This is a genomic window from Klebsiella sp. H-Nf2 (assembly GCF_002806645.1).
Taxonomy (GTDB): domain Bacteria; phylum Pseudomonadota; class Gammaproteobacteria; order Enterobacterales; family Enterobacteriaceae; genus Klebsiella; species Klebsiella variicola.
Map to the genome: position 1 here is coordinate 214,909 of NZ_PIBL01000006.1, position 24,754 is coordinate 239,662.

At 53.9% G+C, this 24,754-nt stretch carries 24 protein-coding genes and 1 tRNA gene; 12 read left to right on the forward strand and 13 right to left on the reverse strand.

The window, feature by feature from the left end:
* Positions 1–2: 2 nt before the first annotated feature.
* The 6 genes from CWM58_RS16645 to ecpR all read right to left on the reverse strand — a co-directional run bounded on the left by CWM58_RS16645 (position 3) and on the right by ecpR (position 6,797).
* A complete protein-coding gene (locus tag CWM58_RS16645; RefSeq protein ID WP_061155623.1) occupies positions 3–713 on the reverse strand; it encodes a fimbria/pilus periplasmic chaperone in 711 nt (236 codons plus the stop codon).
* On the reverse strand, positions 682–2,325 hold the full coding sequence (ecpD, locus tag CWM58_RS16650; protein WP_100681361.1) for a fimbrial adhesin EcpD: 1,644 nt from the start codon (positions 2,323–2,325) through the stop codon (positions 682–684). Before ecpD ends, CWM58_RS16645 begins: the two co-directional genes overlap by 32 nt.
* A complete protein-coding gene (gene ecpC, locus CWM58_RS16655; RefSeq protein WP_100681362.1) occupies positions 2,315–4,840 on the reverse strand; it encodes a fimbrial usher EcpC in 2,526 nt (841 codons plus the stop codon). Before ecpC ends, ecpD begins: the two co-directional genes overlap by 11 nt.
* A gap of 25 nt (positions 4,841–4,865) precedes the next feature.
* Positions 4,866–5,534: a hypothetical protein gene (locus CWM58_RS16660; protein WP_061155626.1), complete on the reverse strand. Its 669-nt coding sequence runs from the start codon at positions 5,532–5,534 to the stop codon at positions 4,866–4,868.
* A 58-nt stretch (positions 5,535–5,592) separates the two neighbouring features.
* A complete protein-coding gene (ecpA, locus tag CWM58_RS16665; protein WP_061155627.1) occupies positions 5,593–6,180 on the reverse strand; it encodes a common pilus major fimbrillin subunit EcpA in 588 nt (195 codons plus the stop codon).
* 74 nt (positions 6,181–6,254) lie between these two features.
* On the reverse strand, positions 6,255–6,797 hold the full coding sequence (ecpR, locus tag CWM58_RS16670) for an ECP biosynthesis operon DNA-binding transcriptional regulator EcpR (RefSeq protein WP_061155628.1): 543 nt from the start codon (positions 6,795–6,797) through the stop codon (positions 6,255–6,257).
* Positions 6,798–7,641: 844 nt separating this feature from the next.
* On the opposite strand from ecpR, the gene phnC reads away from it, so the two are divergent.
* From phnC to phnE (CWM58_RS16690), 4 genes are all read left to right on the forward strand, one after another.
* Positions 7,642–8,484 (forward strand): phosphonate ABC transporter ATP-binding protein, encoded by an 843-nt coding sequence (gene phnC, locus CWM58_RS16675; RefSeq protein WP_061155629.1) that lies wholly within the window; start codon positions 7,642–7,644, stop codon positions 8,482–8,484.
* A 22-nt stretch (positions 8,485–8,506) separates the two neighbouring features.
* The gene (phnD, locus tag CWM58_RS16680) at positions 8,507–9,445 is read left to right on the forward strand and encodes a phosphonate ABC transporter substrate-binding protein (protein ID WP_032691132.1); all 939 of its coding nucleotides are present in this window, start codon (positions 8,507–8,509) and stop codon (positions 9,443–9,445) included.
* A gap of 67 nt (positions 9,446–9,512) precedes the next feature.
* Positions 9,513–10,385, forward strand: a complete 873-nt coding sequence (gene phnE, locus CWM58_RS16685) for a phosphonate ABC transporter, permease protein PhnE (protein ID WP_038422156.1) — start codon at positions 9,513–9,515, stop codon at positions 10,383–10,385.
* Entirely contained in the window at positions 10,382–11,266 is an 885-nt protein-coding gene (gene phnE / locus CWM58_RS16690; RefSeq protein WP_100681363.1) for a phosphonate ABC transporter, permease protein PhnE, read from the forward strand. Before phnE (CWM58_RS16685) ends, phnE (CWM58_RS16690) begins: the two co-directional genes overlap by 4 nt.
* A 419-nt stretch (positions 11,267–11,685) precedes the next feature.
* Here the strand turns inward: phnE (CWM58_RS16690) and CWM58_RS16700 are convergent, their stop codons facing one another.
* Positions 11,686–12,351, reverse strand: a complete 666-nt coding sequence (locus tag CWM58_RS16700; RefSeq protein ID WP_100681364.1) for an HAD family hydrolase — start codon at positions 12,349–12,351, stop codon at positions 11,686–11,688.
* Positions 12,352–12,445: 94 nt separating this feature from the next.
* Positions 12,446–13,315 carry a DMT family transporter gene (locus CWM58_RS16705; RefSeq protein ID WP_100681365.1) on the reverse strand — a complete coding sequence of 290 codons (870 nt, stop codon included), beginning with the start codon at positions 13,313–13,315 and terminating at the stop codon, positions 12,446–12,448.
* Between the two features lie 411 nt (positions 13,316–13,726).
* On the opposite strand from CWM58_RS16705, the gene CWM58_RS16715 reads away from it, so the two are divergent.
* Positions 13,727–14,293: an NlpC/P60 family protein gene (locus CWM58_RS16715; RefSeq protein WP_004222859.1), complete on the forward strand. Its 567-nt coding sequence runs from the start codon at positions 13,727–13,729 to the stop codon at positions 14,291–14,293.
* A gap of 44 nt (positions 14,294–14,337) precedes the next feature.
* Here the strand turns inward: CWM58_RS16715 and phoE are convergent, their stop codons facing one another.
* Positions 14,338–15,390 (reverse strand): phosphoporin PhoE, encoded by a 1,053-nt coding sequence (gene phoE, locus CWM58_RS16720; protein WP_049163779.1) that lies wholly within the window; start codon positions 15,388–15,390, stop codon positions 14,338–14,340.
* 289 nt (positions 15,391–15,679) lie between these two features.
* On the opposite strand from phoE, the gene proB reads away from it, so the two are divergent.
* The 4 genes from proB to CWM58_RS28700 all read left to right on the forward strand — a co-directional run bounded on the left by proB (position 15,680) and on the right by CWM58_RS28700 (position 18,984).
* Positions 15,680–16,783, forward strand: a complete 1,104-nt coding sequence (gene proB / locus CWM58_RS16725) for a glutamate 5-kinase (protein WP_008805306.1) — start codon at positions 15,680–15,682, stop codon at positions 16,781–16,783.
* 10 nt (positions 16,784–16,793) lie between these two features.
* Positions 16,794–18,047: a glutamate-5-semialdehyde dehydrogenase gene (gene proA / locus CWM58_RS16730; protein ID WP_008805305.1), complete on the forward strand. Its 1,254-nt coding sequence runs from the start codon at positions 16,794–16,796 to the stop codon at positions 18,045–18,047.
* A gap of 113 nt (positions 18,048–18,160) precedes the next feature.
* A tRNA-Thr gene (locus CWM58_RS16735) sits at positions 18,161–18,236 on the forward strand.
* Between the two features lie 589 nt (positions 18,237–18,825).
* On the forward strand, positions 18,826–18,984 hold the full coding sequence (locus tag CWM58_RS28700) for a hypothetical protein (protein ID WP_165785809.1): 159 nt from the start codon (positions 18,826–18,828) through the stop codon (positions 18,982–18,984).
* Here the strand turns inward: CWM58_RS28700 and CWM58_RS16745 are convergent.
* The 4 genes from CWM58_RS16745 to CWM58_RS16755 form a co-directional block, all read right to left on the reverse strand.
* Positions 18,981–19,421, reverse strand: coding sequence for a hypothetical protein (locus CWM58_RS16745; protein WP_100681366.1), 441 nt, complete (start codon positions 19,419–19,421; stop codon positions 18,981–18,983). The two genes, CWM58_RS28700 and CWM58_RS16745, sit on opposite strands and share 4 nt — an antisense overlap.
* Positions 19,422–19,517: 96 nt before the next feature.
* Positions 19,518–20,633: a RelA/SpoT domain-containing protein gene (locus CWM58_RS16750; protein ID WP_100681367.1), complete on the reverse strand. Its 1,116-nt coding sequence runs from the start codon at positions 20,631–20,633 to the stop codon at positions 19,518–19,520.
* A gap of 183 nt (positions 20,634–20,816) precedes the next feature.
* Positions 20,817–20,975 (reverse strand): hypothetical protein, encoded by a 159-nt coding sequence (locus tag CWM58_RS28705; protein ID WP_165785810.1) that lies wholly within the window; start codon positions 20,973–20,975, stop codon positions 20,817–20,819.
* A complete protein-coding gene (locus CWM58_RS16755) occupies positions 20,969–21,547 on the reverse strand; it encodes a tyrosine-type recombinase/integrase (RefSeq protein WP_100681368.1) in 579 nt (192 codons plus the stop codon). The genes CWM58_RS28705 and CWM58_RS16755 overlap by 7 nt, the downstream gene beginning before the upstream one ends.
* 49 nt (positions 21,548–21,596) lie before the next feature.
* Here CWM58_RS16755 and CWM58_RS28710 point away from each other — a divergent pair, with 49 nt between their 5' ends.
* The 3 genes from CWM58_RS28710 to CWM58_RS16765 all read left to right on the forward strand — a co-directional run bounded on the left by CWM58_RS28710 (position 21,597) and on the right by CWM58_RS16765 (position 24,711).
* Positions 21,597–21,740, forward strand: coding sequence for a hypothetical protein (locus CWM58_RS28710; protein ID WP_165785811.1), 144 nt, complete (start codon positions 21,597–21,599; stop codon positions 21,738–21,740).
* Positions 21,741–23,129: 1,389 nt separating this feature from the next.
* A complete protein-coding gene (locus CWM58_RS28715) occupies positions 23,130–23,288 on the forward strand; it encodes a hypothetical protein (protein ID WP_165785812.1) in 159 nt (52 codons plus the stop codon).
* Complete coding sequence (locus CWM58_RS16765; protein WP_133122427.1) at positions 23,254–24,711, forward strand: DEAD/DEAH box helicase; 1,458 nt, start codon at positions 23,254–23,256, stop codon at positions 24,709–24,711. The genes CWM58_RS28715 and CWM58_RS16765 overlap by 35 nt, the downstream gene beginning before the upstream one ends.
* The last annotated feature ends 43 nt before the right edge of the window (positions 24,712–24,754 follow it).

Sequence of the window (24,754 nt, forward strand, 5' to 3'; positions counted from 1 at the left end):
GCTCACTCCGCGGGACGGGGCTTCACCGGGCAGGTATCGCTGATCTTAATAAATTTGTCGTTATAAACCAGATAGTGGTTCCCCGGCTGGCGCAATGCCGGCTGGCGAACCACGTCGCCAGGACGCAGATACCACGCGTCCCCCTCCTCTTCGGTCGAATCGCATCCGGGTTTAATCAGCAGCTTGAACCAGGTATTGCCGGTGTTGCTCACCGTCCCGGCCACCTTATCGAAAGACCATTTAAACTGCACCTCGCGTGGGCGCACCACCAGAATGGTATCCATCACCACCACCGGCTCCATGCTGACCTCGCCGCCGGTTGGGCTGCGCCTCGTCAGGTTACGCGTGGGGATTTCGCGAAACGAGACCCGATAGTAGCGCTCGCGGTTATCCCGCGGGCCATGATAGTAAAATTTGAAGTACTCGCTTTCACCTGCCTGCAACGCCAGCTGGCGGGGGGCGAACAGCAGCTCACCATCCACCGGCCGGGAGCGTACTTCGCTGCCGCCCGGGCGATCGATGGCGCTGATGGCGATGCGGTACAGCCGCGCGCTTTTATTGTTGTTGACCACCCGTTTGCTGGCGAAATCCGCTTCGGCCGGCAGGGAAAAGGTCAGGTTGCCGACCGAGATCGCCTGAGCCAGCGGCGCTGCCAGCAGGCAGCCCACCGTCAGCAGGGCCTTAGTTAATGTTGCGCCACGTCGCCTGGACATGAATCTCTCCTGAAGCGCTGACTTCGCCAAACCAGCCGTTATCGTCTACCGTCCGCAGCGAAATGGCGTTATCCATCGGAATCGAAAATTTCACCGTGGTCTTATCCATCTGCCCCACTTCGCCGGAGATATCGGTCCATGGCGTGGTCAGCCACAGCGCATCGGTCATATCCCGCCAGCTGTCATCGCACCCGGCATCGTAGGTCTGCGTCGTGCCGCTGCGGGTGATAAAAGAGAGCGTCGCCGGGAACGGCACTTTCGCCGTACCGTCATCAGAGCTGAAGAGACAGTAGGAACGCCCGCCAATCACCTGCGCCGGTCCGGTCACCTTGATCAGCACTTCATCGGCGGCCGTTTTACCGCTGGTGGTGACGATGTAGCCGAAATCGAGCGCCGGTTCGCCGCTGCCGACATATCCCTCGCGCGACGGCGCCGAGGTATATTCGTCGGAGATAATGCTGATGCTGAAATCACGGGGCTTGATAATCAGCGTGTTGGAGGTGGAAAACTCATACCAGCCTGACTCCGGCGAGGTGGTGTTCTGAAAGCGAAAGTTGAACAGATCCTTGGTGTTGATATCGCTGATCCCGAGATTCACCATCTGTTTAAAGAAGTTGCTGGAGAAGAAAACATAGATCGAGTCTGAGCTCTTCATCTCGTTGAAAGTGTAGTAATAAGCGGTATTGCTCACCGGCTTCCAGGAGCTGCCGTTGAGGCTGAACTGCATATCGTACGCCCCGACGGCCGAGGCCAGCGACGAGTTGGCGATCGCCGGGAAAATATGGATCGAGGTGTTGCTTAAGCCGTTGGTCTGTAAGGTATAGTTGACCATCTTACAGCTTAATCCTGCGCGGCTGCCGATGGTCTGCGTCTGGCAGTCGGCGTTCCCTTCTCCCAGGGTCGGCACGCCGTCGCTGTTGATAAACACCTCCGCCAGCGAGTGAGTATTAATCAACCGCAGGTTCGCGGCTTTGGTGTGGGTGACGTTGCGCACATACCAGTTACCGGAGGCCTGATCCTTACAGCGCGCACCGCTGCTGGCATCGTAGTTCACCGAGGTCTGACAGGCATTGATGGTCATTGTAAAGCTGCCGCCGACCGGCATCTGCTGCAGATATTGATAAAACGCGTCCGACATCATGCCGTGCATCCACTTCGCGCCGCCGCTGGTCACCGTCGCGCCATAAAACCCGCTTGCGTCGGTGGATTGCGGCAGGATCAGGCTGGTAGCCATATCGCAGCCGGCGTACCAGTTGATGCAGCGCAGGCCGGTTAAGGGGTGCGAAACCGGCGAGTTTTCCAGCCACATATCAAACTTCCAGTTGGCATTGAGCCCGGTGTTGTAGCCGTTATCGATATAGCCGAGGCTTTGCTGATAGATGGTGCCGGAGCCGGTGTATTTTAAGCCGGTCCAGCGGTTAGCCCCGGTCATACGCGGATCCAGCGCCCCACCGGGGGTGACGAAAAAGTTGTCGTCGGAGTTGTTTTCAACAAACACAAACTCGCGCGCCGGCGCATCCGACCAGGTGGTCTTGGACACCGCCGCCCTGAGCGCGGCTGCCGGCCAGAGCAGCGCGAGGATCGCCAGCGCCATCAGTGCATTAACTTTCATTCTCTTCTCCTGTCTGCTGCACCGCCGCCCACGACGAGAGGCCGCTGCAGACCACATCCCCGACCCAGACGGCGCCGCGCGCCTGGCTGAGCTCCAGCGCCACTTCGCAGGTTTTATTGCCGCCGTAGCTGAAATCGATAGTGGGGTATTTCTTATCCACGTCCATGACAAACTCGCCGTTTTCATCGGTGCGGGTACGGCCGATATGGTTGTTAATCCGCGCATTCGCCAGCAGCGTGCCGTCTTCCGCACGAATACGACCGGAGACGGTGACCATCTGCTTCACCTCTGGCTCAATCACCGCGACGTTGCCCGGATAGAGAGTCAGATGACTCTTGCGCCCACTGACGATGTCGTAACTGTCGAGCGAGTTTTTGCTGTTCTGCAGCTCCACCTCATAGCGGCCATAGGGAGAGAGCGGCAGGTAGTTACGCTTGCCGCTGAGCGGGAAAATCCGCCCGTTAACCCTGGCGCTGATCTGACCATCGTCCTCCAGCCCGGTGTTGAAAATCACCCCGGCGTTACCGTCGGTTCGTCCGCTGGCGGCGATATTTTTGCCCTGCCAGCCGACGCTGCCGCTGGCGGTAAGGTTGGTGTTGACGTAGCCGTCTGCCGCGCTGTTGACGTTCAGCGTGCCGCTGGCGTAGCGGGCGTCGAACTGGGCATACGCCCCGCCGCTGAGGGTTTTGTCATCCCCGGTATCGCCGGAGATGGCCCGCGACAGATTGGCGCCGATGGTGCGAATAGTGCCTTCATCAAACTGCTTGCGCGCTGAGAGGTTAGCCATGGTGTAGCCGTTCTGATGGGTCATCCCGGCACTGAACCAGTTGCCCAGCGGCAGCGAGAGATCGAGAGCGATATATTTCCCGGTGTTGGCGCTGCTGTCGCCATTGTTATAGCGCTGGATCCCCGCCCGCAGGCCGAGCGATCCAAAGGCGCCGCTGTAGACCGTCTGATAGTAATCCGCGGTGTAGTAATGACTGTTGTAGCGGCGGTCATCGTTGTAGCTGACGCTGAACGTCCCCAGCTTCGACCACAGCGCGTTGAGGTTGAGGGTGCCGCCGATCGCTCGGTTGTCGGCATCGCTGCGCCGCAATTGATCGCCAATGCGGGTTCTCTCCTGGTTGACCCACACTGAACTGAAGCCCCCCGGCAGCGTGGCGCTGATGCTGCCGACGCTGCTCCAGGAGCTGTCGCTGGCCAGCATATTCTGCAGGTTAACGTTGATCGACTCGCCCAGCGGCAGCGTCAGGCGGGTTTCCCCCACCGCCTGATTGTCGTAGCCATAGCCCGTTGCCGCCCAGCTCAGGGTGCTGAGCGACCCGGAGGTCGAGAGGCCTGCCAGCCAGCTCTCTTTTGCCGGCCGGGTCTTTTTGCCGCTTTCCGACCAGCGATCCATATGGAAACTGCCGCCCCATACCTGCCACGCCAGCGGCGCGCCGATGCCGCGACCGCGGCTGAACAGCTTATTGACACGCTGGGTGCGTTTGCTGACCACCCGACCGTTGACGATCACCTCCACCTCGACATCGTAAATACCGTACGGCAGGCCGCGGGTATCCACTTCGTGGTTGCCCATGGCGAAATTCTGGACGCTCAGCAGCCTCCCCTCACGGGAAAGATGCACTTCGCCCGCTGCCGGTAAAAAGGCAATCACCGGCGTGGCCGACTGGCTGCTGTCGAAGACGGTGGAGCTGGCCTGGTTCCCCCAGGAAAGGCCGTAAATCTTGCCGGCCGAAATGGCGGTCATCGGTCCCAGGGACTGCAGGTTCCAGGTGTCGAGCATCCCACCGGCAAAACGGTGGCCGGCGAAATCGCGCTCATACATGGCCTTATATAATTCGCTGTCCTGCTGACCGCTGCCGATCCCGTACAGCGAGCCGTCGAGCACCACGTGATGCTCCCGCAGCGCCGTGACGTTGTTCAGCGACAGGTAGCTGGAGGTGTTGCTCCCGCCATTGCGCATCTGGTTGTTATAGACGCCGAGGTTATAGCTCAGGTTGCTGCTAAGGGTGTTCACGCTGGACTGGCCGATATCTTCGCTGCGCGAGCGCAGGACGGTGCCCAGCGCCTCGCGCTTGACCACCAGCTGCAGCAGCAGTTGGCGCAGGCTGAGATCCAGCTGCGCGCTGTCGGTCAGGGGAATGGTGAGTGCCTCGCTGAACGGGGCATTGGCCAGGCCGATCAGCTGCTGTCGGGTCTGTTCGCTGACGCTGGCGTTACCCTCGCTCTCCTCCAGTTGGATCTGCCGGACGCGCAGCTGGCCGTCGTCCAGCCAGATAAAGGCGCTGCCGATCCGCTGATCGTCCCGGGTGTCCTGGCTGCCGGCAAGATGAATATAGAGCGGGACGCTCATACCGTCCTGCAGCGCCCGACTGAAGGCCTGCGGAATAATCACCCCACCAATCTGCTGAGCTCGTACGGCAGCAGCGCTGGCGTCGGGCTGAACGAACAAAAAGATCATGCCGAAGGCAAGCTGCGTTTTCAGTCCTGGGGAAATCCGTCGTAGAGGCATCGTCGTTATCCATCTGCACAACTGTCTATTTCACGGGAACAAACTGCTCACCCTGCCAAAGCGCAACCCGTCCTTTTTTATTCGCCGTGTCCACCTGCGTAAAACGGCGCGATTTACCCGGCATCAGGTAGTAATTCTCTTTACACTCCTTACCGTCGGCAGCCTTCAGGCAAGGGCCGTAGGCGAGGATCCGCAGCGTCGCATTCCCGGTGTTGGTCAGGGAGCCGTTGGCGTACTGAAAGCGGTAGTTCACCTGGCGTGGCGCCACCACCAGGATGGTGCCGATGCGGGCGGACGCCGTCGCTACCGCGCTGCGGTTGGCGTTATCGCGCTGGGCATCGCTGAGTGCCTGATCGAACCAGACAATGCGGTAGTAGCGCTCTTTGTCGTCCGCCGGGCCTTTATAAAAGAAGCGGATGACATCGCTGGCCTGGGCGGGTAGCAGCAGGCTGGCGGGGGTGAGCAGCACCTCATCCGGTTTATCCATCGGGATAACCTGCCCGTCGTCCAGCGGTGAAGAGAGCCGTTCGAGATGGATATTGATCAGTCGACCGCTGTCTGTGCTGTTCTTGATCGTTTTGCTCAGCGTGCTGCTGCCGCTGTTCATAAAGGATGAAATATCGCCGACATCCAGCGCCTGCGCCGGCGACACCCCGGCAAGCAGCAGCCCGAGGGCCAGAAGGTGCTTTTTCATAACAATTCCGTCCGTGAAAAAAGCAGGGGAAGCTCCCCCTGCTGGTGCATCAGAAGGATCAGCTGGTCCAGGTGGCGTCGAACTGGACGCTGACGTCGCCGCTCCAGATCCCTTCCGGCAGGGTGCTGTAATCGGTCACTGCGGTAGTGCCGTTAGTGGTGCCGCTGATGATGGAGAAGGTGAAACCATCCTGCGCGGTGGTACGGCCGCTGGCGTTGTAGCCATTTGCCAGCGCGCTGAGGTTGCCGCCCAGTACGCCGTTAGCGGTATCGATCATCACGGTATCTGCGGTTTTTTCGACCGCGGCGCCGTTATAATCCACACCCACGCTCAGCGTGGAGCCGGAGGTATCCAGCTGGGTTAAGGTGTTAGTGATAAGACGCGAGGTCAGCTTAAAGGCGGTCGCCGTTGCGTCACCTTGAATCGCCACGTCAAACAGACCTTTCTGCGAGTTAAAACCTTTAATGCCTTCGGCGTACTGGAACGCCAGGCTGCCGAGCGGGGTCACAACCAGCTTGCTGGTGGTGTCTTTTTTAGCGGTCGCCGACCAGGTCGCAACAGCCTGAGCCGTTACATCAGCAGCCTGCGCCACACCCATACCGGTAAACGCTGTTACCAGAGCTATTGCCAGAACCTTTTTTTTCATCGCTTTTTCATCCTGAGTTGAATTAAGGACATGATGTCCCGGTGAACCATTTGAAAAACAAATTTGCCTGGGTGTTACTGAACTAACTTATATATTTTGGAATACAGTTTGGCCTCAGCATTGCGCCGATGGGTATATACTGTCTTCACGCTACAATTTTCAATTCTGGCGATCGATTTCGGCTGCATGCCCTGGGCGGTCATGCGGATAATTTTCATTTCGCGGTCTGTAATTTTATCTTTCTTAATATCTTTACGGAGAAATCTGCCATTAATGACGTAAGCCAGTTCTTTTCGAATATCGCGGCTCAGGCCAACATATACCACGCCGCGAATATTGCTATTGTAATACCAGTAATTTGCTAAGGCTTCTGATTTCCTGGCCGCAATCAATACGACCTGTTTCCCCTTTACCGCGGATAGCCATTCGCTATCGCGCCTGATAAATTCGTTTAAAGAAGCCGTATTGAGATTGATAAAAACAAAATCTTTTCTGATTTTTTCCAACGACAGATAAATTAATTCGTCGATATCCATAATCAGTTCGGATAGCCCTTTATAGAAGTAGGAGTCATGGGCAGACCAAATGTACTTATCGGAACAGCATTTATATTCCATATAGTTTTTAACCTCATAGTCCTTGAAGTAATCATTTTTACAACTTCACTGTTTGCCAGGCCTACAAAGTTAACTGGCGTATTCGCTTCCTTTAATAAATCGCCATTAAATAAGACACACATTACTTATCAATATTTGATAAGCCGGGTTTAATTTTAATTATTTTCGGCATGGAGTTGAATTTAAGTTTTTTCCTATGGAGTGTCAACACGCGGGCAGACAATCAATTTCGTGCCTGGGTCAATATTTACAAAAACTGAAAATATCGGATTTTTGAGAAGATGAAAAAGACATTTATTTTCATGAGGTTATTGGCAATATAACCCTCAATTCTTACTTGTGCTTTATATTACCCAGGATCTTCGCCCTATTATGTTAGGAATATTCTTAATGATGCGCAGGATGAAGTTATCAAATAGGCTAAATTTATATAAAAATAAAGAATATAAATCTGGAAATTAGCAATAACCAGGATGATTCACCAATACATAAGACCGATGAATAGATTAACCTGCCGCACAAAATAGTTATACATATGTTAATTCTGCGGAATGATGAATGCTAAACAAAGGCAGACGCATTATCTATTCGATTAAACAGACCTCATTAGCAAGATAAAACGAGTTTTGCCGATGGGTTCCTGCCGTCACGGGTGCACCTGCCTCTGCGTCCCCCGAAAGCATAGCCGCTTTTCAAGGCTTCGCCAGCGGCCAGCGAGCCGCGCGGTCGGCCTGTCATCCCCGCCCTTTCCCGCCTGTTCACGGTTTGTTCGCAATACCGTCATCGAAATTTCATATAAAGACCTATTAATAGTGCCCAGTTAATGACGAACCTGGACACTCTTATGAACAGCTCTCTTGCCGCGGTGGCCGAAACTGATTTCCAGCCGTTCACCGATCTCGATGCAGGCCTGCAGCGGAAGGTCTTAAGCGTGCGTAACCTGACTAAAGCCTATCATGCCCAGCACAAGGTGCTGGACGGCATTAGCTTTGACCTGCACGCCGGCGAAATGGTCGGGGTCATTGGTCGCTCCGGCGCCGGCAAATCGACGCTCCTGCATGTCCTTAATGGCACGCACAGCGCCAGCGGCGGTGAAATTCTTAGCTATCCGGAAGTCGGTACGCCACACGATGTCTCAAAGTTGAAAGGCCGCTCACTCAACGCCTGGCGCAGTCAATGCGGAATGATCTTTCAGGACTTCTGTCTGGTACCGCGCCTCGACGTGCTCACCAACGTCCTGCTTGGCCGCCTCAGCCAGACCTCAACCCTGAAGTCGCTGTTTAAGATTTTCCCCGAAGCCGACCGGGCGCGCGCCATTGCGCTGCTTGAGTGGATGAACATGCTGCCGCATGCGCTGCAGCGGGCGGAGAACCTCTCCGGGGGACAGATGCAGCGGGTGGCAATCTGCCGGGCGCTGATGCAAAACCCCGGCATATTGCTGGCCGACGAACCTGTCGCCTCGCTGGATCCGAAGAACACCCAGCGCATCATGGATGTGCTGCGCGAGATTAGCGAGCAGGGCATCAGCGTGATGGTAAACCTGCATTCGGTAGAGCTGGTGAAGGCCTACTGCACCCGGGTTATCGGCGTCGCCAGCGGCCAGCTTATTTTTGACGATCACCCCTCCCGGCTGACGCAGGATGTGCTGCAGCAGCTGTACGGCGATGAAGTTAGCCAATTGCATTAATTTCACTCACACGGGCAACATAATGAAAAAATATATGACTGGCGCAGTTCGTTTATCCGCAGTGGTCGCGGGCATGATGATGGCATGGCAGGCGGCGGCAGCGCAGCCGAAAGAGCTGAATCTGGGCATTCTCGGTGGCCAGAACGCCACCCAGCAAATCGGCGATAACCAGTGTGTGAAGACCTTCCTCGATAAAGAGCTGAACGTGGATACCAAACTGCGTAACTCTTCCGACTATTCCGGGGTGATCCAGGGTCTGCTGGGGGGCAAAGTCGACGTGGTGCTGAGCATGTCCCCTTCCTCTTACGCCTCGGTTTATATCAATAATCCGAAAGCGGTGGATATCGTCGGCATTGCCGTGGACGATAAAGATCAGTCTCGCGGCTATCACTCCGTGGTGATCGTCAAAGCTGACTCCCCGTACAAAACGCTGGACGATTTAAAAGGTAAAGCGTTCGGCTTCGCCGATCCGGACTCCACTTCCGGTTATTTAATCCCTAACCATGCGTTTAAAGAAAAATTTGGCGGTAACGCCGACAACAAATACAACAATACCTTCTCCAGCGTTACCTTCTCCGGCGGCCACGAGCAGGACATCCTCGGCGTGCTGAACGGCCAGTTCGCGGGCGCGGTCACCTGGACCTCGATGGTCGGCGATTACAATACCGGCTACACCACCGGCGCGTTCAACCGCCTGATTCGCATGGATCATCCGGATCTGATGAAGCAGATCCGCATTATCTGGCAATCGCCGCTGATCCCGAACGGCCCGATCCTGGTGAGCAATGCGCTGCCGGCGGACTTTAAGGCGAAGGTCGTGGCGGCAGTGAAAAAACTGGACACCGAGGATCACGCCTGCTTTATCAAAGCGATGGGCGGTACCCAGCACATCGGTCCGGGCAGCGTGGCTGACTTCCAGCAGATTATCGACATGAAACGCGAGCTGGTGAGCGCGCGTTAATCCTGCCTCAACGCCGCCTGCTTGCCCCCAGGGTGAGCGGCGGCGCTACGTTGAAGATCCCCGACGCATGAAGACGACCCACACCGAATTTGAACGCTATTACCAGCAGGTACGCTCGCGGCAAAAGCGCGATACCGTCTGCTGGTCGTTACTCCTGCTGGCGCTCTATTTTGCCGCCGGCAGCGCCGCAGAATTTAATCTGCTGACCATCTGGCACTCGCTGCCCCACTTCTTTGACTATATGGCAGAGACCATTCCGCCTCTGAGTGCCGGCAACCTGTTCGCCGATGTGCAGACCAAAGGGTCGCTGGCCTGGTGGGGCTATCGCCTGCCGATCCAGCTGCCGCTCATCTGGGAAACCCTGCAGCTGGCGCTGGCCTCGACGCTGGTGGCGGTCGCCATTGCCACCGTCTTCGCGTTCCTCGCCGCCAACAACGCCTGGACCCCGGCGCCGGTGCGCTTTGCCATTCGCGTACTGGTGGCGTTTTTGCGCACCATGCCCGAGCTGGCGTGGGCGGTGATCTTTGTCATGGCGTTCGGCATCGGCGCGATCCCGGGCTTTCTGGCGCTGATGCTGCACACCGTCGGCAGCCTGACCAAACTGTTCTACGAGGCGGTGGAAAGCGCGCAAAACAAACCGGTACGCGGCCTGGCGGCCTGCGGCGCGTCGCCGCTGCAGAAAATCCGCTTCGCCCTGTGGCCGCAGGTGAAACCGCTGTTTCTCTCCTACGGCTTTATGCGGCTTGAAATCAACTTCCGTTCGTCGACGATTCTCGGCCTGGTGGGCGCGGGCGGCATCGGCCAGGAGCTGATGACCAATATCAAGCTCGACCGCTACGATCAGGTGAGCATCACCCTGCTGCTGATCATTCTGGTGGTGTCAGCGCTGGACATGCTGTCCGGTCGTCTGCGCCTGTGGGTACTGGAGGGAAAAAAATGAGTGTCTGGCACATACAACCGGATATCGCCGCCAGCCGTCGACAGCATAAGCAGCTCTATCAGGTCCAGGGGCGCTACCTGCGCTACGTCGGGCTGGTGGCGCTGGCCTGCGTGCTCTATTACGTCTGGTTTTTTCTGCAGTTTGGCATCAGCGGCGAGCAGCTGACCACCGGTCTGCAGCAGATTGGCCGCTACCTGGCGCGGATGTTCGTCTGGCACGACTTCTGGAACTGGCCCTTCGGCTATTACTTCACGCAAATCGGCATCACCCTGGCTATCGTCTTCGCCGGGACGCTGACCGCCACGGTGCTGGCGCTGCTGCTCTCCTTCTTTGCCGCCCGCAACATCATGCGCGGCATGGTGCTGGGGACCCTCGCCCTGCTGATGCGCCGCCTGTTTGATGTGCTGCGCGGGATCGACATGGCTATCTGGGGGTTGATTTTCGTGCGCGCGGTAGGCCTCGGGCCGCTGGCGGGGGTGCTGGCGATCATCATGCAGGACACCGGTCTGCTGGGACGGCTGTACGCGGAAGGACACGAAGCCGTGGACCGCTCCCCCGGGCGCGGGCTGACCGCCGTGGGCGCGAACGGCCTGCAAAAGCATCGCTTCGGCATTTTTACCCAGTCGTTCCCGACCTTCCTCGCCCTGAGCCTGTATCAGATTGAATCCAACACCCGCTCCGCGGCGGTGCTGGGCTTCGTCGGCGCCGGCGGTATTGGGCTTATCTATGCCGAGAACATGCGCCTGTGGAACTGGGATGTGGTGATGTTTATCACCCTGCTGCTGGTGGCGGTGGTGATGATCATGGACACCCTCTCCGCCTGGCTGCGCCGTCGTTATATCGGCGGCGCCGCGGTGCCGCTGTATCGGGGCGGACGCTAGCGCGCCTTTGCGCCGGATGGCGGCTTATAAGGCCTTTTATGCCGATATTTTGTCGGGTGGCGCTTCGCTTACCCGACCTACAACCCCAAATCACCGCCGGGCCTGGGGCAACTGAAACTGCCGGTGCTGGCGGCCTCAACATCGCTGAGACATTCCCGGAAGTCCGGGGGTACAGGGGGGGCGGCAACTGGCCGCCCCTGTGCGCTCCCTGCACCGTAAGGGACATAACGCAGAAAAAATATTGGGAGCGCAATCTGCCCGGAAATAACACAGGAGTGGTAGCCCTGCTAAGCGCAGCGCGAGCAGGGACATTTCCGGTTGCGCCGATATTTCGCCGGGTGGCGGCTGGCGCCTTACCCGGCCTACAGGGCTTATCTGGCCTGGAACGGCTGAACCCGCAGAAGCATTTATCCGCTCCGCTATTCCAGCCGCCAGGTCAGCACCGGCCAGCCGTATCCGGCACCCGCCGCCTGCAGCTGCGGACAAGGATTGACCAGCCGCACGCGATCCGCATGCAGGCACAGCGGCAGATCGTTAATGGAATCGGTATAGAACGTCACCTCGCCGTCATACTGCGGATGCGCCTCGCGCCACTGCGCCAGACGCGCCACCTTCCCCTGCTGATAGCTGGGGATCCCGGCAATGACCCCGCTGTAGCCGCCGTCGACCATCTCCACGTCAATGCCCAGCGCCTGATCAATCTCCAGCGCGGCGGCCACCGCCTGCACCAGCAGGCTGACCGAGGCTGAAATGATCAGCATCTGCTCCCCCTCGGCCCGCAGACGACGAATACATTCCCACGCCTGCGGATAGACCCGCGGCAGGATCGCCTCGCGCACGCAGCGGGCCACCATCGCGTCAACGTCCGATTTCGGTATTCCGGCCAGCGGCGCCTGGATCAGAGCCACATAATCGGCGATATTCATCTCCCCCCGGTCATAATCCGCCATTAGCCGCGCCTCGCGGGCAAGATACCCCTTCTGCGTCGCTAATCCTTCGCGAACCATAAACTGGCTCCAGACCGTACTGCTATCGCCCTGTATCAGGGTGTTGTCGAGATCGAAAATCGTCAGCGTGTTGCCCATCTGCTTTCCCTTGTTGATCAAAATAAGCTGCCGGGAGCATGCGTAAAAAACATGACAGGAAAATGAACCGGACGCCACAGCGCCCGGCTCGCCATCAGCCGGCGCGGACCTTCTCGGTGCGGAACACCAGCACGATCCCGCCGATGATCGCCACCATACCGACCATCGCCGCCGCCGGCAGCCGGTTGCCCAGCAGCAGATAATCCAGCAGCGCCGTGATCGCTGGCACCAGATAAAAGAGGCTGGTGACATTGACAATATTTCCCGCGCTCAGCAGACGATACAGCAGCAGCTGGGCGACCACCGAAATCAGCAGCCCGAGAAACAGCACCGGAATAATCAACCCGGCGTTAACGGTAAACTGGAAGCCGCTGACCGGGGCAATCAACAGGCACAGCCCCAGACTGACGGCGTACTGCAGCGGCAGGACATCCGCCGGCGCCTGACGGCTGCGCTTTTGCCACAGCGCGCCAAAGGTCATCAGCAGCAGAGCAGCCAGCGCAAACAGGATCCCCACCATCGCCATCGGCGAGGCCGCCAGACTGCGCCACACCAGCAGCACCAGCCCCGCCAGGGCAATCAGCAGTCCTGACAGCCGCCGCCCCTGCAGGCGACGCTCCACCACGCAAAGCGTAAGGATAGGCTGGATCCCCATGATGGTGGCGATAAGTCCCGGCGTCACACCGTTAGCCATCGCCTCGAAGTAACAGACCGAATAGCCGCCAATCAGCATCAGACCGGTAGCCGCTGTTTGCAGGCGGGTACCCGGCGCGGGCAGCCAGCGCCGACGGACGATGGCCAGCGGCGCCAGCGCGACCAGGGCAATCAGAAAACGAAAGACCAGCAGCGCCATCGGCGAAGCGTTGTCCAGTCCCCAGCGGGTGAAGATGGCCGCGCTGCCCCACAGCAGCACAAAAATGGCCGTTGTCGCCTGCGAGGCGAGCAGAGAATAGCGAACGTGCATAGCATGCTCCAGAACGTCAAACACAAGGTATCAAGCGTCATACCGGCAGGTAAGCGCCTGCTAAAGACGGCGTTAAGCGCCGAAAACAACCCGGTCTGGAGGGGGAGGCGGTGGGCAGAGCGTGGTGAAGCAATGATGAGGCGCAGACGTCATCCACCCCGCGTCGAAAGCGGCGCCAGGCAAAGTCTCACCAGAGATGGCGTAATGCGTCATGGAATGCCTCGTCAAATGTTTAATCAGAATCCTGGCACAGGCCGTTCGGAAGTGACAACTGCCTTTTATGGGTGTTCTCTCGCCTGATTGTTTATTTTTAATCGTAAATAAACGTAAAGGCGGCCTCGGCTTATTTAGCCGTTCTTTTTAATCGGCTATAAAACAAAGCAGTCTGCTTGCTACTTCGAAAATAACGATATGAAGCCAAAACTGACGCATGCTCTCTTTTTAATTCCTTTTTTGTTGTTGGCAGGATGCTCCTCCTCACCGAAACAGGCAAAGAACACAAAATCTCATGCGGATATGACCATTGACGGCGGATCGGACGATCTGATCCCGGTGGTGGCGGCCCTGCATGACCAGATGCACACCTGGCAGGGTACCCCCTATGAATGGGGCGGTACTGAACAAAGCGGCGTCGACTGCTCGGGTTTCGTCTGGCGCACGCTGAAGGATCGCTTTAACCTGCCGATGGAGCGGATCACCACCCGCGAGCTACTGCACATGGGCGTGCGGGTCAATAAGCGCGATTTACGTCCCGGCGATCTGGTTTTCTTCCGCACCCGGGCCGGGATGCACGTTGGCTTTTACGATACCGATCATAATTTCCTTCACGCCTCGAGCAGCCAGGGCGTGATGCGCTCTTCGCTGGACAACCCTTACTGGGAGTCGGCGTTCTACCAGGCGCGCCGTTTGCCGAAGGAGTATAACGCGCAGATCACCATGAACAGCGACACCCTGCATCTGGCGAAGAATCGCCGCTAAAAAAAAGCCGCAGCCAGGGCTGCGGCGGGTGGTTCTGCGGTTAATCAGAACTGGTAGGTCATGCCCAGCGCGACGATGTCGTCATCGTTGATGGCGAGTTTGTTATCGCTTTTCAGCTGGTTGATTTTGTAATCCACGAAGGCGTTCATGTTTTTGTTGAAGTAGTAGGTCAGGCCCACGTCAATGTAGTTAACCAGATCTTCGCTACCCACTCCTTCGATGTCTTTCCCTTTCGACAGCACATAGCCGAGGGACGGACGCAGACCGAAGTCGAACTGATACTGCGCCACCGCTTCAAAGTTCTGCGCTTTGTTGGCAAAGCCGCCGCTGATCGGGGTCATCTTGCGGGTTTCAGAGTACATGGTCGCCAGGTAGATATTGTTGGCGTCATATTTCAGGCCGGTCGCCCAGGCTTCCGCTTTGGAACCCTGACCGCGGGACAGCAAGTTCTGCGCGTCGGTACGGTCAGAGCTGGTGTAGGCCGCGCTGACGGCGAAGTCGCTGCCGCCGAAATCATAGCTTAATGAGGTACCAACGCCGTCGCCGTTCTGTTTCTTCGCTTCACGGCCTTCGTTTTTACCCTGGTACTGCAGGGTCATATCCAGACCATCCACCAGACCGAAGAAATCGGTGTTGCGGTAGGTCGCCAGGCCGCTGGCACGCTTGGTCATAAAGTTATCGGTCTGAGCAGATGAGTCGCCGCCGAATTCCGGGAACATATCGGTCCAGGCTTCCACGTCGTACAGGGCGCCAAGGTTACGACCGTAGTCAAAGGAGCCGTAGTTCTTCAGCTTCACCCCGGCGAATGCCAGACGGGTTTTCTGACTGGAGTCGCTCTCGGTTTTGTTACCGGAGAATTCAGATTCCCAACGGCCATAGCCGGTCAGGTCATCGTTAATCTGCGTTTCGCCTTTAATACCGAAACGCACGTAAGTCTGATCGCCATCTTTGCTGTCATAATCGCTGAAGTAGTGCATGGCTTTGATCTTACCGTACACATCCAGCTTGTTAGCATTCTTGTTATAAACTTCCGCTGCCTGCGTCGCCGTTGAAGCCACAAAGCCCATCATCATTAATGCCAGAGTACTCTTTTTCATTATTCAGTCCTGGTGATTTATTTATACGCGCTATTCAATTGCGGGCACTCGCCCATCAAAAACAGGAGTTTTTTTAACGCCGGGATATTAAATATTTATGACAATGTGGAACTTTTTATAAAAAAGAGTATTTAAATGTATCTGACATATTTTTGTCACATACCCTCTCCAGAATGCCCGATCCCGCGCAATAAAATGGCGCGCCCGCCGCCCCGGGTGTTGGCAAGCGGGCCGACTCCTGCTACAACATCAGCTCGATATCGATATTCCTTTTGAACGGCAGAGAATCATGAGTGAAAGCCAGACGCTGGTGGTAAAACTGGGCACCAGTGTTTTAACAGGCGGGTCCCGTCGCCTGAACCGCGCCCATATCGTCGAGCTCGTGCGCCAGTGCGCACAGCTGCACGCCATGGGACACCGTATTGTCATCGTGACCTCCGGGGCCATTGCCGCCGGGCGCGAGCACCTTGGTTACCCGGAACTGCCCGCCACCATCGCCTCCAAGCAGCTGCTGGCGGCGGTGGGACAAAGCCGTCTGATCCAACTGTGGGAACAGCTGTTTTCTATCTATGGCATTCACGTTGGCCAGATGCTGCTGACCCGCGCCGACATGGAAGACAGAGAACGGTTCCTCAACGCCCGCGACACCCTGCGCGCGCTGCTGGATAACAGCATCGTCCCGGTCATTAACGAAAACGACGCCGTCGCCACCGCGGAAATCAAAGTGGGCGATAACGACAATCTCTCCGCACTGGCCGCGATCCTCGCCGGGGCGGATAAGCTGCTGCTGTTAACCGACCAGCCAGGCCTGTTCACCGCCGACCCGCGTAGCAACCCGCAGGCGGAGCTGATTAAAGACGTCTACGGCATCGACGACGCGCTGCGCGCCATCGCCGGCGACAGCGTCTCCGGACTCGGCACCGGCGGCATGGGCACCAAGCTGCAGGCCGCGGACGTCGCCTGCCGCGCGGGGATTGATACCATCATCGCCGCCGGCAACCGTCCGGACGTCATCGGCCATGCGATGGAAGGCCTGCCGGTGGGCACCTGCTTCCACGCGCAGGAGTCTCCGCTGGAGAACCGTAAGCGCTGGATCTTCGGCGCGCCGCCGGCCGGTGAACTGACCGTCGATGCGGGCGCGACTCAGGCGATCCTCGAAAGAGGCAGCTCGCTGTTGCCAAAAGGCATCAAAATCGTCAGCGGCAACTTCTCCCGCGGCGAAGTGATCCGCATTCGCAATAGCGAAGGACGCGATATCGCTCACGGCGTCAGCCGCTACAACAGCGACGCGCTGCGCCTTATCGCCGGCCAGCACTCGCAGCAAATCGATGCCATTCTGGGCTATGAATACGGCCCGGTGGCCGTCCACCGCGATGATATGATCATCCGTTAAGGAGCTGAAAATGCTGGAACAAATGGGCATTGCCGCCAAAGCGGCCTCCTGGCAGCTGGCGTTACTCTCCAGCCGGGAAAAAAACCAGGTACTGGAAAAGATCGCCGATTATCTGGAAGCGCAGACCGACGATATTCTGCGCGCCAACGCGGAAGATTTAGCCGAAGCTCGCGCCAATGGCCTGAGTGAAGCGATGCTTGATCGCCTCGCGTTGACCCCGGCGCGTCTGAGCGGCATCGCCAACGATGTGCGCCAGGTGTGCAATCTGGCCGATCCGGTCGGCCAGGTGATCGACGGTGGACTGCTGGACAGCGGTCTGCGTATTGAACGTCGCCGCGTCCCGCTGGGGGTGATTGGCGTGATTTATGAAGCGCGACCCAACGTGACGGTCGACGTCGCCTCCCTGTGTCTGAAAACCGGCAACGCAGCGATCCTGCGCGGCGGGAAAGAGACCTGGCGCACCAACGCCGCCACGGTGAAGGTGATCCAGCAAGCGCTGCAGGAGTGCGGTCTGCCGGCCGCCGCGGTACAGGCCATTGAGAGCCCGGATCGCGCGCTGGTGGGCGAAATGCTGAAGATGGATAAATACATCGATATGCTGATCCCCCGCGGCGGCGCTGGCCTGCACAAGCTGTGCCGCGAGCAGTCAACGATCCCGGTGATCACCGGCGGGATTGGCGTATGCCATATCTTCGTTGATGAAACCGCCGAGATCGCCCCTGCGCTGAAGATCATCGTCAATGCCAAGACCCAGCGGCCGAGCACCTGCAATACCGTGGAAACGCTGCTGGTGCACCGTAACATCGCCGACACCTTCCTGCCGGCGTTAAGCAAGCAGATGGCCGAGAGCGGCGTCACCCTGCATGCCGCCCCTTCCGCCCTCCCCGCGCTACAAAACGGCCCGGCGAAGGTCGAGCCGGTGAAAGCGGAGCAGTATGACGACGAGTATCTGTCGCTGGATCTGAACGTCAAAGTGGTGGCTGATATGGATGAGGCTATCGCCCATATTCGCGAACATGGCACCCAGCATTCCGACGCCATCCTGACCCGCACCCTGCGTAACGCCAACCGCTTTATCAATGAAGTGGACTCTTCCGCCGTTTACGTGAACGCCTCCACGCGCTTCACCGACGGCGGCCAGTTCGGCCTCGGCGCGGAAGTGGCAGTCAGTACCCAGAAGCTGCACGCCCGCGGCCCGATGGGGCTGGAAGCGTTAACCACTTATAAGTGGATTGGTTTCGGCGACGATACCATTCGTGCGTAAATGAGAACGGGCGATGCAAAAATAGGCAGTTGATTCCACTGGCTATTGACGCATCGCCCGCTAAGTTCTAACCTTTTGCCTCGTGATTCACGCTCGTGAACACCTCTTGCAGGGCCGATATAGCTCAGTTGGTAGAGCAGCGCATTCGTAATGCGAAGGTCGTAGGTTCGACTCCTATTATCGGCACCATCAACAGAAAATCCCGTAAAAACAGCATTCTTTAGACTGTTTATCTAACGGTTTGTAACTTCTGTTCTAACGTCTGTTAGCACTGGTAAACGCCTTTGCGTTGTATCGGCTCAAGTATTGTACAACGTACTGGCGGGTAGTTACCAGGCTCAAGCCCGAACAGCATAAGAAATTATGCCACCCCTTGAAGCTGAAAGAGTTGCCGGACTCTCTAAACACATCACTTGAACCCTTAGCGATACGTTCCGCGCTTCGTGCGGCGCTCAATGATGCTACACCTTGTGAAAGGTTGCAGAGAATAAACAGGCGTAATGTTGGGAAGACTAACCGGATCGGGAAAGAATCCGGCTCTGCCACGGCTTCGATCACCGGACTATAACGATCACCTGATAAGAGAACGTACTAAGGCTTTATCACCCCTGCGAAGGGGGCCACATCCAGCGGAAGCGCTACGCGCCGCCTTTTCTTATGTGCCCAACACGGCACGTAATGGTCTTCTATTACCTGCATCTTTATAACTATCTTTGTAATGTTACTTTGCTATACGGTTTAACCCATTGAAGTTAGATGATTTATGCGAGGTGATACCATGTCAAAAGCCAAGAATACAGCAGCCACCAAGCGCAACAACCGTAAAATTCATGCCCGTAAATTCCTGGCTACGCCAGAGGGGAAAGCCTGGCTTGCGAAGAAGCAGGAAGAAGAGGCAGAGATCAAATTAGCCAGGGCAGCTAACATTATGTTTTAGCGGATGTGAGATAGTCCCCAAATGACCAGGCCAACCAATACGAGAGCGCCAATAATGTTAATCACGTTAATCGTGCTCTTCGTCGTTTGGGTGTAGCCTTTTCCCTTGCCAACATTGGCATGACACCAGTCATTGAAAGCCTGATGATGTTTTAGCTGTGTTTCAGAGGCTGTCTTTGTGAATTGTCCGTTGCGGGGTTTATAGAGCAAAACCATGTCTTCGACGATCACGGTAGCATCTGGCGGGAAGTCTTGCGGAATGTCATTCACCTTCTCAGGGTAGAGCTTACGAAACTCTTCGGCTAATAGCTTCCTTTCACCATAAGCGTAAATTTCGTGCTGGTTTCCATACCTTAACTCAATGTTGCTGAACCCACGGCGCACCATGTCATCAAGTTTCGGGGCTATCTTCTCGTAGGTTCTCGTGATGGTTGCCATTAAATGCACCCGCTTTACGTTAGCATAGTATTGATAAACTGGTTTTAAAAAATACGCTATTACTACAAAAGAGGGGATTCCCCTCTTTGTATTTTATTATTGATTTTCCGTGTGCTGTTCTACTATATTTATATGCTTTTCAAGAAACTTTGTGAATAGCTCTGTTGAGCCAAAGTAGTTAGGGTATGCGCGTTTGAGTGATTTACCATCTTCAGCAGATAATAACACGGAAATTATTATTTCGTCATTTGCTTCGCTTTCTGCCAAAGCATCCAGTGCAGCCGCCGCAGAAGCCATTTTAAAGGGCTTAACTCTAACTGGGAATTTATTGTCTGTGAATTTTCTGATCTCAACCAAATAATGACCCTTGAAGTATTTAGGTATTTTCACTCCAGGCATACCATTATTTGTAATGTGCAGGGCCAATGTATAACGCGCTAACTTAGGAATTAATTGTAATTCAGCATGTAATCCAGATAGTTCTTGCCTGTATGCTAATAAAGTGTCAGCAGGAAGTAGGCTGGCTCCTTCATCATGGGCAACTAAGCATCCTGCTAAATAAAATAATCTACGCCAGTCTTCATGCCCTTCCTGAGATGTTTTCAGCTTATAACCTTCGAGTGTATCAATGATCTCCAAGCTTGTAGCCCAAGCATGTTGTAGTTCTGTCCGAAGTTGAACCTCTATCTTCGTTTTTTTCCATGCGTTATTATCGTCACCTTCATGGAAACAACTATAAATTAGATGAACTCCACCGTATCCACTTGCTTTGGGTGTCAGATAATTTGCAGTATGAACAATGGTATGTATTGAACGACTCTTTTCGAGTCGAGTTTGTAATAATTTTAGATGCTCAAGATTTTTTACGATTGCTCTACAGCCACCAATGTCCTGCATACGTGTTAATTTTATCGAGTTTTCGTGTATTCCATCAAGGGTTGGGCGTTCAAGTTTATCTATAATAGTAGGGAGACGCTTTAAACGCCGAGCAACAATTATTTTCTTATTCACTTTTGCGGATGTTCTCGCTAAATGATTTTTCATTAACATTAACGGGTAAAGGTGTAATTCCCTAAAATTTTGGATCATCTCAATAGCAGCCTGACGTTCCTCATTAACACAACCATGTCTGATTGCTTGAGCGGATCTGTCGATAGCTTTTTTTGAGAAGCGCAAAGTGCATTTCTGGCTTTGATAAACGTCGTTAGCCATAGAGAAGTCCATTGTGAGTTTGAATAATAGTCAAGCATTATAACTGTATAACAGCTTTGCCTGAAATCATTTTCTCTGGTTGAAACTGTGATCTTAATGCACTTATTTAAGTTATCGACTTTGCTCATTCTTCAATCGTTATTCCTCCTCGAATGTCCGAGTGTATTTGCACGGCTCGGATGGTCAGATCGTCATTGTCTCCGTGTAATTGGCGTTGGAATAAACGCAGATTTTCGCGTTGTCTGTCTCCTGTTCGTCAGTCAAAGTTAATGTGATCGCTGCATGGGCGAGGGTAGGCAGTAGCGCCAGCGTCAGCGCAAGGTGTTTCATGTTGATCACCATTCTAAAGAAAACTCCTCTGTTAAATCGTCCTGCACGTCCTGACCATACCCGATGTAATACATGGTTGAGCGTGGATCTGTCTGTCCCAGGAAATGGGCGATTGTCTCTATAGCCACCCCTGCATCGAACATTACACGCCCACGGCTTTTACGTGGTGTATGGCATCCCACATTAGAGAATCCTGCTCTACGTCCCATCTTCCCAAATTCAGCAAACACGGTGTTACGTGTGACGGCGTGGCCTTTGCTACGGAGATCGCCCTTGCTAAAGATAAAAGCCGTCTTCACAGGCATAGCGGCTTGTTCTGCCTTGCGTTGTGCCACTACTGACAGCATCGCAGGTGTCACTTTTGGCCTTACCACGTTTCCGGTTTTCTCCTGCTTCACCTTGAGGTGAGACTGTCCCTCTACATCCTCATACTTGAGCTTGAGCACGTCAGAGATACGCAAGCCCGATTCATACATAAACACCCACAGACAATAGAACAGGTTGCTTCTGGCGTTCCGTTGTAGCTCTGCCGCCACTGCCTTAACATCGTCTGCACTCTTTAGCGCCTGGCTAATGCCTTTCATCTTTATCCCTCCTCATGTTCGTTTCGTTGAAATCATCATTGATCAGAAAATGATCATTTTCAACATGTTGCACGATACGTTTATTGATGAAGAGCACAAAATGATCAAAGTATGTGCGCGGTTGCTTGAGTTGCTGAACGGCGTGATCGAGGCCGCCCCAATTCCAGGCGTAGAAATGCCGAAATATCAATAATTGATTGAAAAATAAAGAAAATTTTAACAACTAAAAAGGTTCATGAAACGGTTGTTCTGTCAAGAGATTTATTTTCGATGACGGGGAGTTACCCCTGTTTGCACTGTGAAGTGATGGTAAAGTGTGCTGAGTTAGTTAAATCAACAGGTTACAGGATACACTTTGCTAAAGTGTATCGAATCGAGAGGGATTTGCACGGTAGATGATAGTTATTCTCATTTGTAGCGATGCGATTTGAAATGATGAGAATTATTATCATTTGCGGGTGTTTTGGCATGAAATAATCAGCGGCGTTTCATTTCGTGAAAACTCGTTCAACATTCTTGCATGTGACCAAAGTAGTTTGTCATGACAAACAGCCCTGTAAGCAGCATGGCGTAAGGATTCCGCAAAAGTGAGGGTAAAGTGTATTGATAGATTGAAAGATGATCATAGAGCGTTACAGGGGATTGTTTAGGGTGGATTAACCCAGGATTAAGCAGGGCTTTAATTATGGTTTGGCATGTATTTAACGTGGGATTTTTCCGGCGCTATGGAGTGTTGTTTCATCGTGAGCACTGCGAACATGAAAAGATTACTGCATGTGTAGCATGTAATGCGGAGCATGAAAGAGTTATACAGGAGATGATCACTGGATAAAGATAATTTGGTTAAATAATTTCTCCTGTAATAGTCATTTGTCATGCTCGCTACGCTCACCGACAATTAACACCTAACTACTAACCTTTAATTAAATTAAGGTTATTAATTATACCTTTATGTTCTCGTACTCCTCGAACATACATCTATTGTGCAAGATGGCTTTGTGCAATCACATTTCATGCAACATTCACCCGCTGATCGCTGGTTCATCGTGAGCCTACTATCTCAACACATCAAAATAAATGTAAAAGGCTTATCATTTAAAATGATGTGTTAACAGATTGATTGTGCAATGTAGCGTAGCTACAAAATCGGCTCACTTGCATGAAGAGCCGGAAATGATACCCTCGCTTGAGTTGCCGTCTTCTCTAATTCATAAAAAATGATTGACAGTAAATTTATTTCGTGGTAGGGGTTGACAAATAGGTAAGAAAAATGTTATAGTACCCGTGTAGCATAAAACTTTATCCACACAATCCAATCAATCAACGCACTTTGAGCCGTCAGGCTGCAAGGTGTCTTTTTTATATACGCAAACTACAGGAGACTGATATTGAGATACTTCGACATTGAAGACACACTTCAACAATTAAAAGACGGAACCACCACCCGTTACCACATCCGAGCATTACGAAACGCCTGCCGCGCTCGCGGATACCACGAAAGGGAAGCCTTTCTTACAGAAGTGTTGAAGCGTTGGGATGAAATCCGTGCTTCGACCACTGAATAAACTTTGAGGAATAGATAATGAAGATCAACTTTACCCCTGAGACTTATCAGGCACTGATCAAACGTGCAAATCGTGAAAATAAAGCCGCCGCCGCACTGGTGAGCGAATTATTAACAGAAATCCTTAACAAAGAGGAAACCAATGAGCCAAAGAAGAAAAGTAGTAGCCTACGTTGATGCAATTTGCGGATCTGGAAAATCCACCACATTACAGCACTACATCAAGTCAAATTTATTAACTAATTCTGATGCAATTCCCCCTCGTTATCTTCTGGTAATGCCAACACATGAATTATGTAAGCAAGTTAAGGAAGAACTTGAAGAGCGAAGGGTAAAGAGTTTTCATGTAGACACTGAAACGGAAGCGGTAAATCACCTTATTTCCACCCTGGAATACGATTTTCAGCATTCAGTGATTATCTGCACACATCAATGCTTCATTCATTACTGCTATCGTGCAGCGCTTGAAACGGAACTACAAAACCTTCTTCGTAATTTCAGCGTATTTGTTGATGAAATCCCTGATGCAATGTTTGGCGCTTACATCAAAGTGCAGCATACAGATCGGACAGCAGAGAATTTCCCGTTCCTGGAATGGCTGGAAGAGCAGGACGGATTGTTATTCCTGCGTGAAGATTGCCGGACAGAATTCTATAAATACTGGCACGAAAGACAGGCGAGCGGTGTGGAATTGAAGCGCCTACTCTGGGCGATAATGCAAGGTGCTGGACTTCTCTACGAAGAAAATAAACACCTGTTTGCATTTACTGCATCACCAATAATCAGATCGGTAGAATGGGCTGAACAATTTACACTCTTAGGTGCTGGCTCTTCTCGTAGTTTGTTTGTCTGGACTGCTGAACACTTGGCAGGGTATGCCGTAGAGGAAGTTGGTGAACATTTACAGCCACCACTTGAAAGACGTAAGCACAAGAGTGTGCCGATCTCTCTGGTAGCCGTATGTGAGAACAGATGCACTTTGACAGCATTACAGAAAGTGTTTCACGAACATCTACAGGAAATTATCCAGCGTGTTCCAGGTGAATTTATCTTCGCTACCAACAGGGATAAAGCCTTGTGCCAGTTTACGACTATTGGAGATGAAATTCTTTCAAATTCTGCCCGTGGTGAGCGTGTTTCAATGGCTTCCTACGGATTAAACCACTACCAACACATTCACAATGCTGTGTTTCTTGGATGCAGTAATCTTGACAGAGATTTCCAGGGTAAATGGCGGCAGTATGCAGAGCTTAACGGATGGGACGTTGAAGAATTTGAACAGAAACAACGAGCCGCAATGAATTACGAACGGTGCTACCAGTTTATTAGCCGTACATCTGTACGTAATGCTGACACTAATCACCCTCTGGTGTTCGTCGTGCCGGATCTGGCAACTGCTGAATACATCAAAGAGCATTATTTCCCAAGTGCAAAGATTGAATGTCTCAACTTTGGCAAAGTGAGGAAGAAGCGAGATACATCGAAGGGTGACAATACCCGCGCCGAAGTGCAGAAACATAAAGCCAGTGGGCTTACTCAGAAACAAACGGCTGAACTCATGAAGAAGGGGATCGCCACAATACAAAGAAACTGGAACTAAATAGGAGAAACAATTGATACAATACATAAAACTGAATAATACA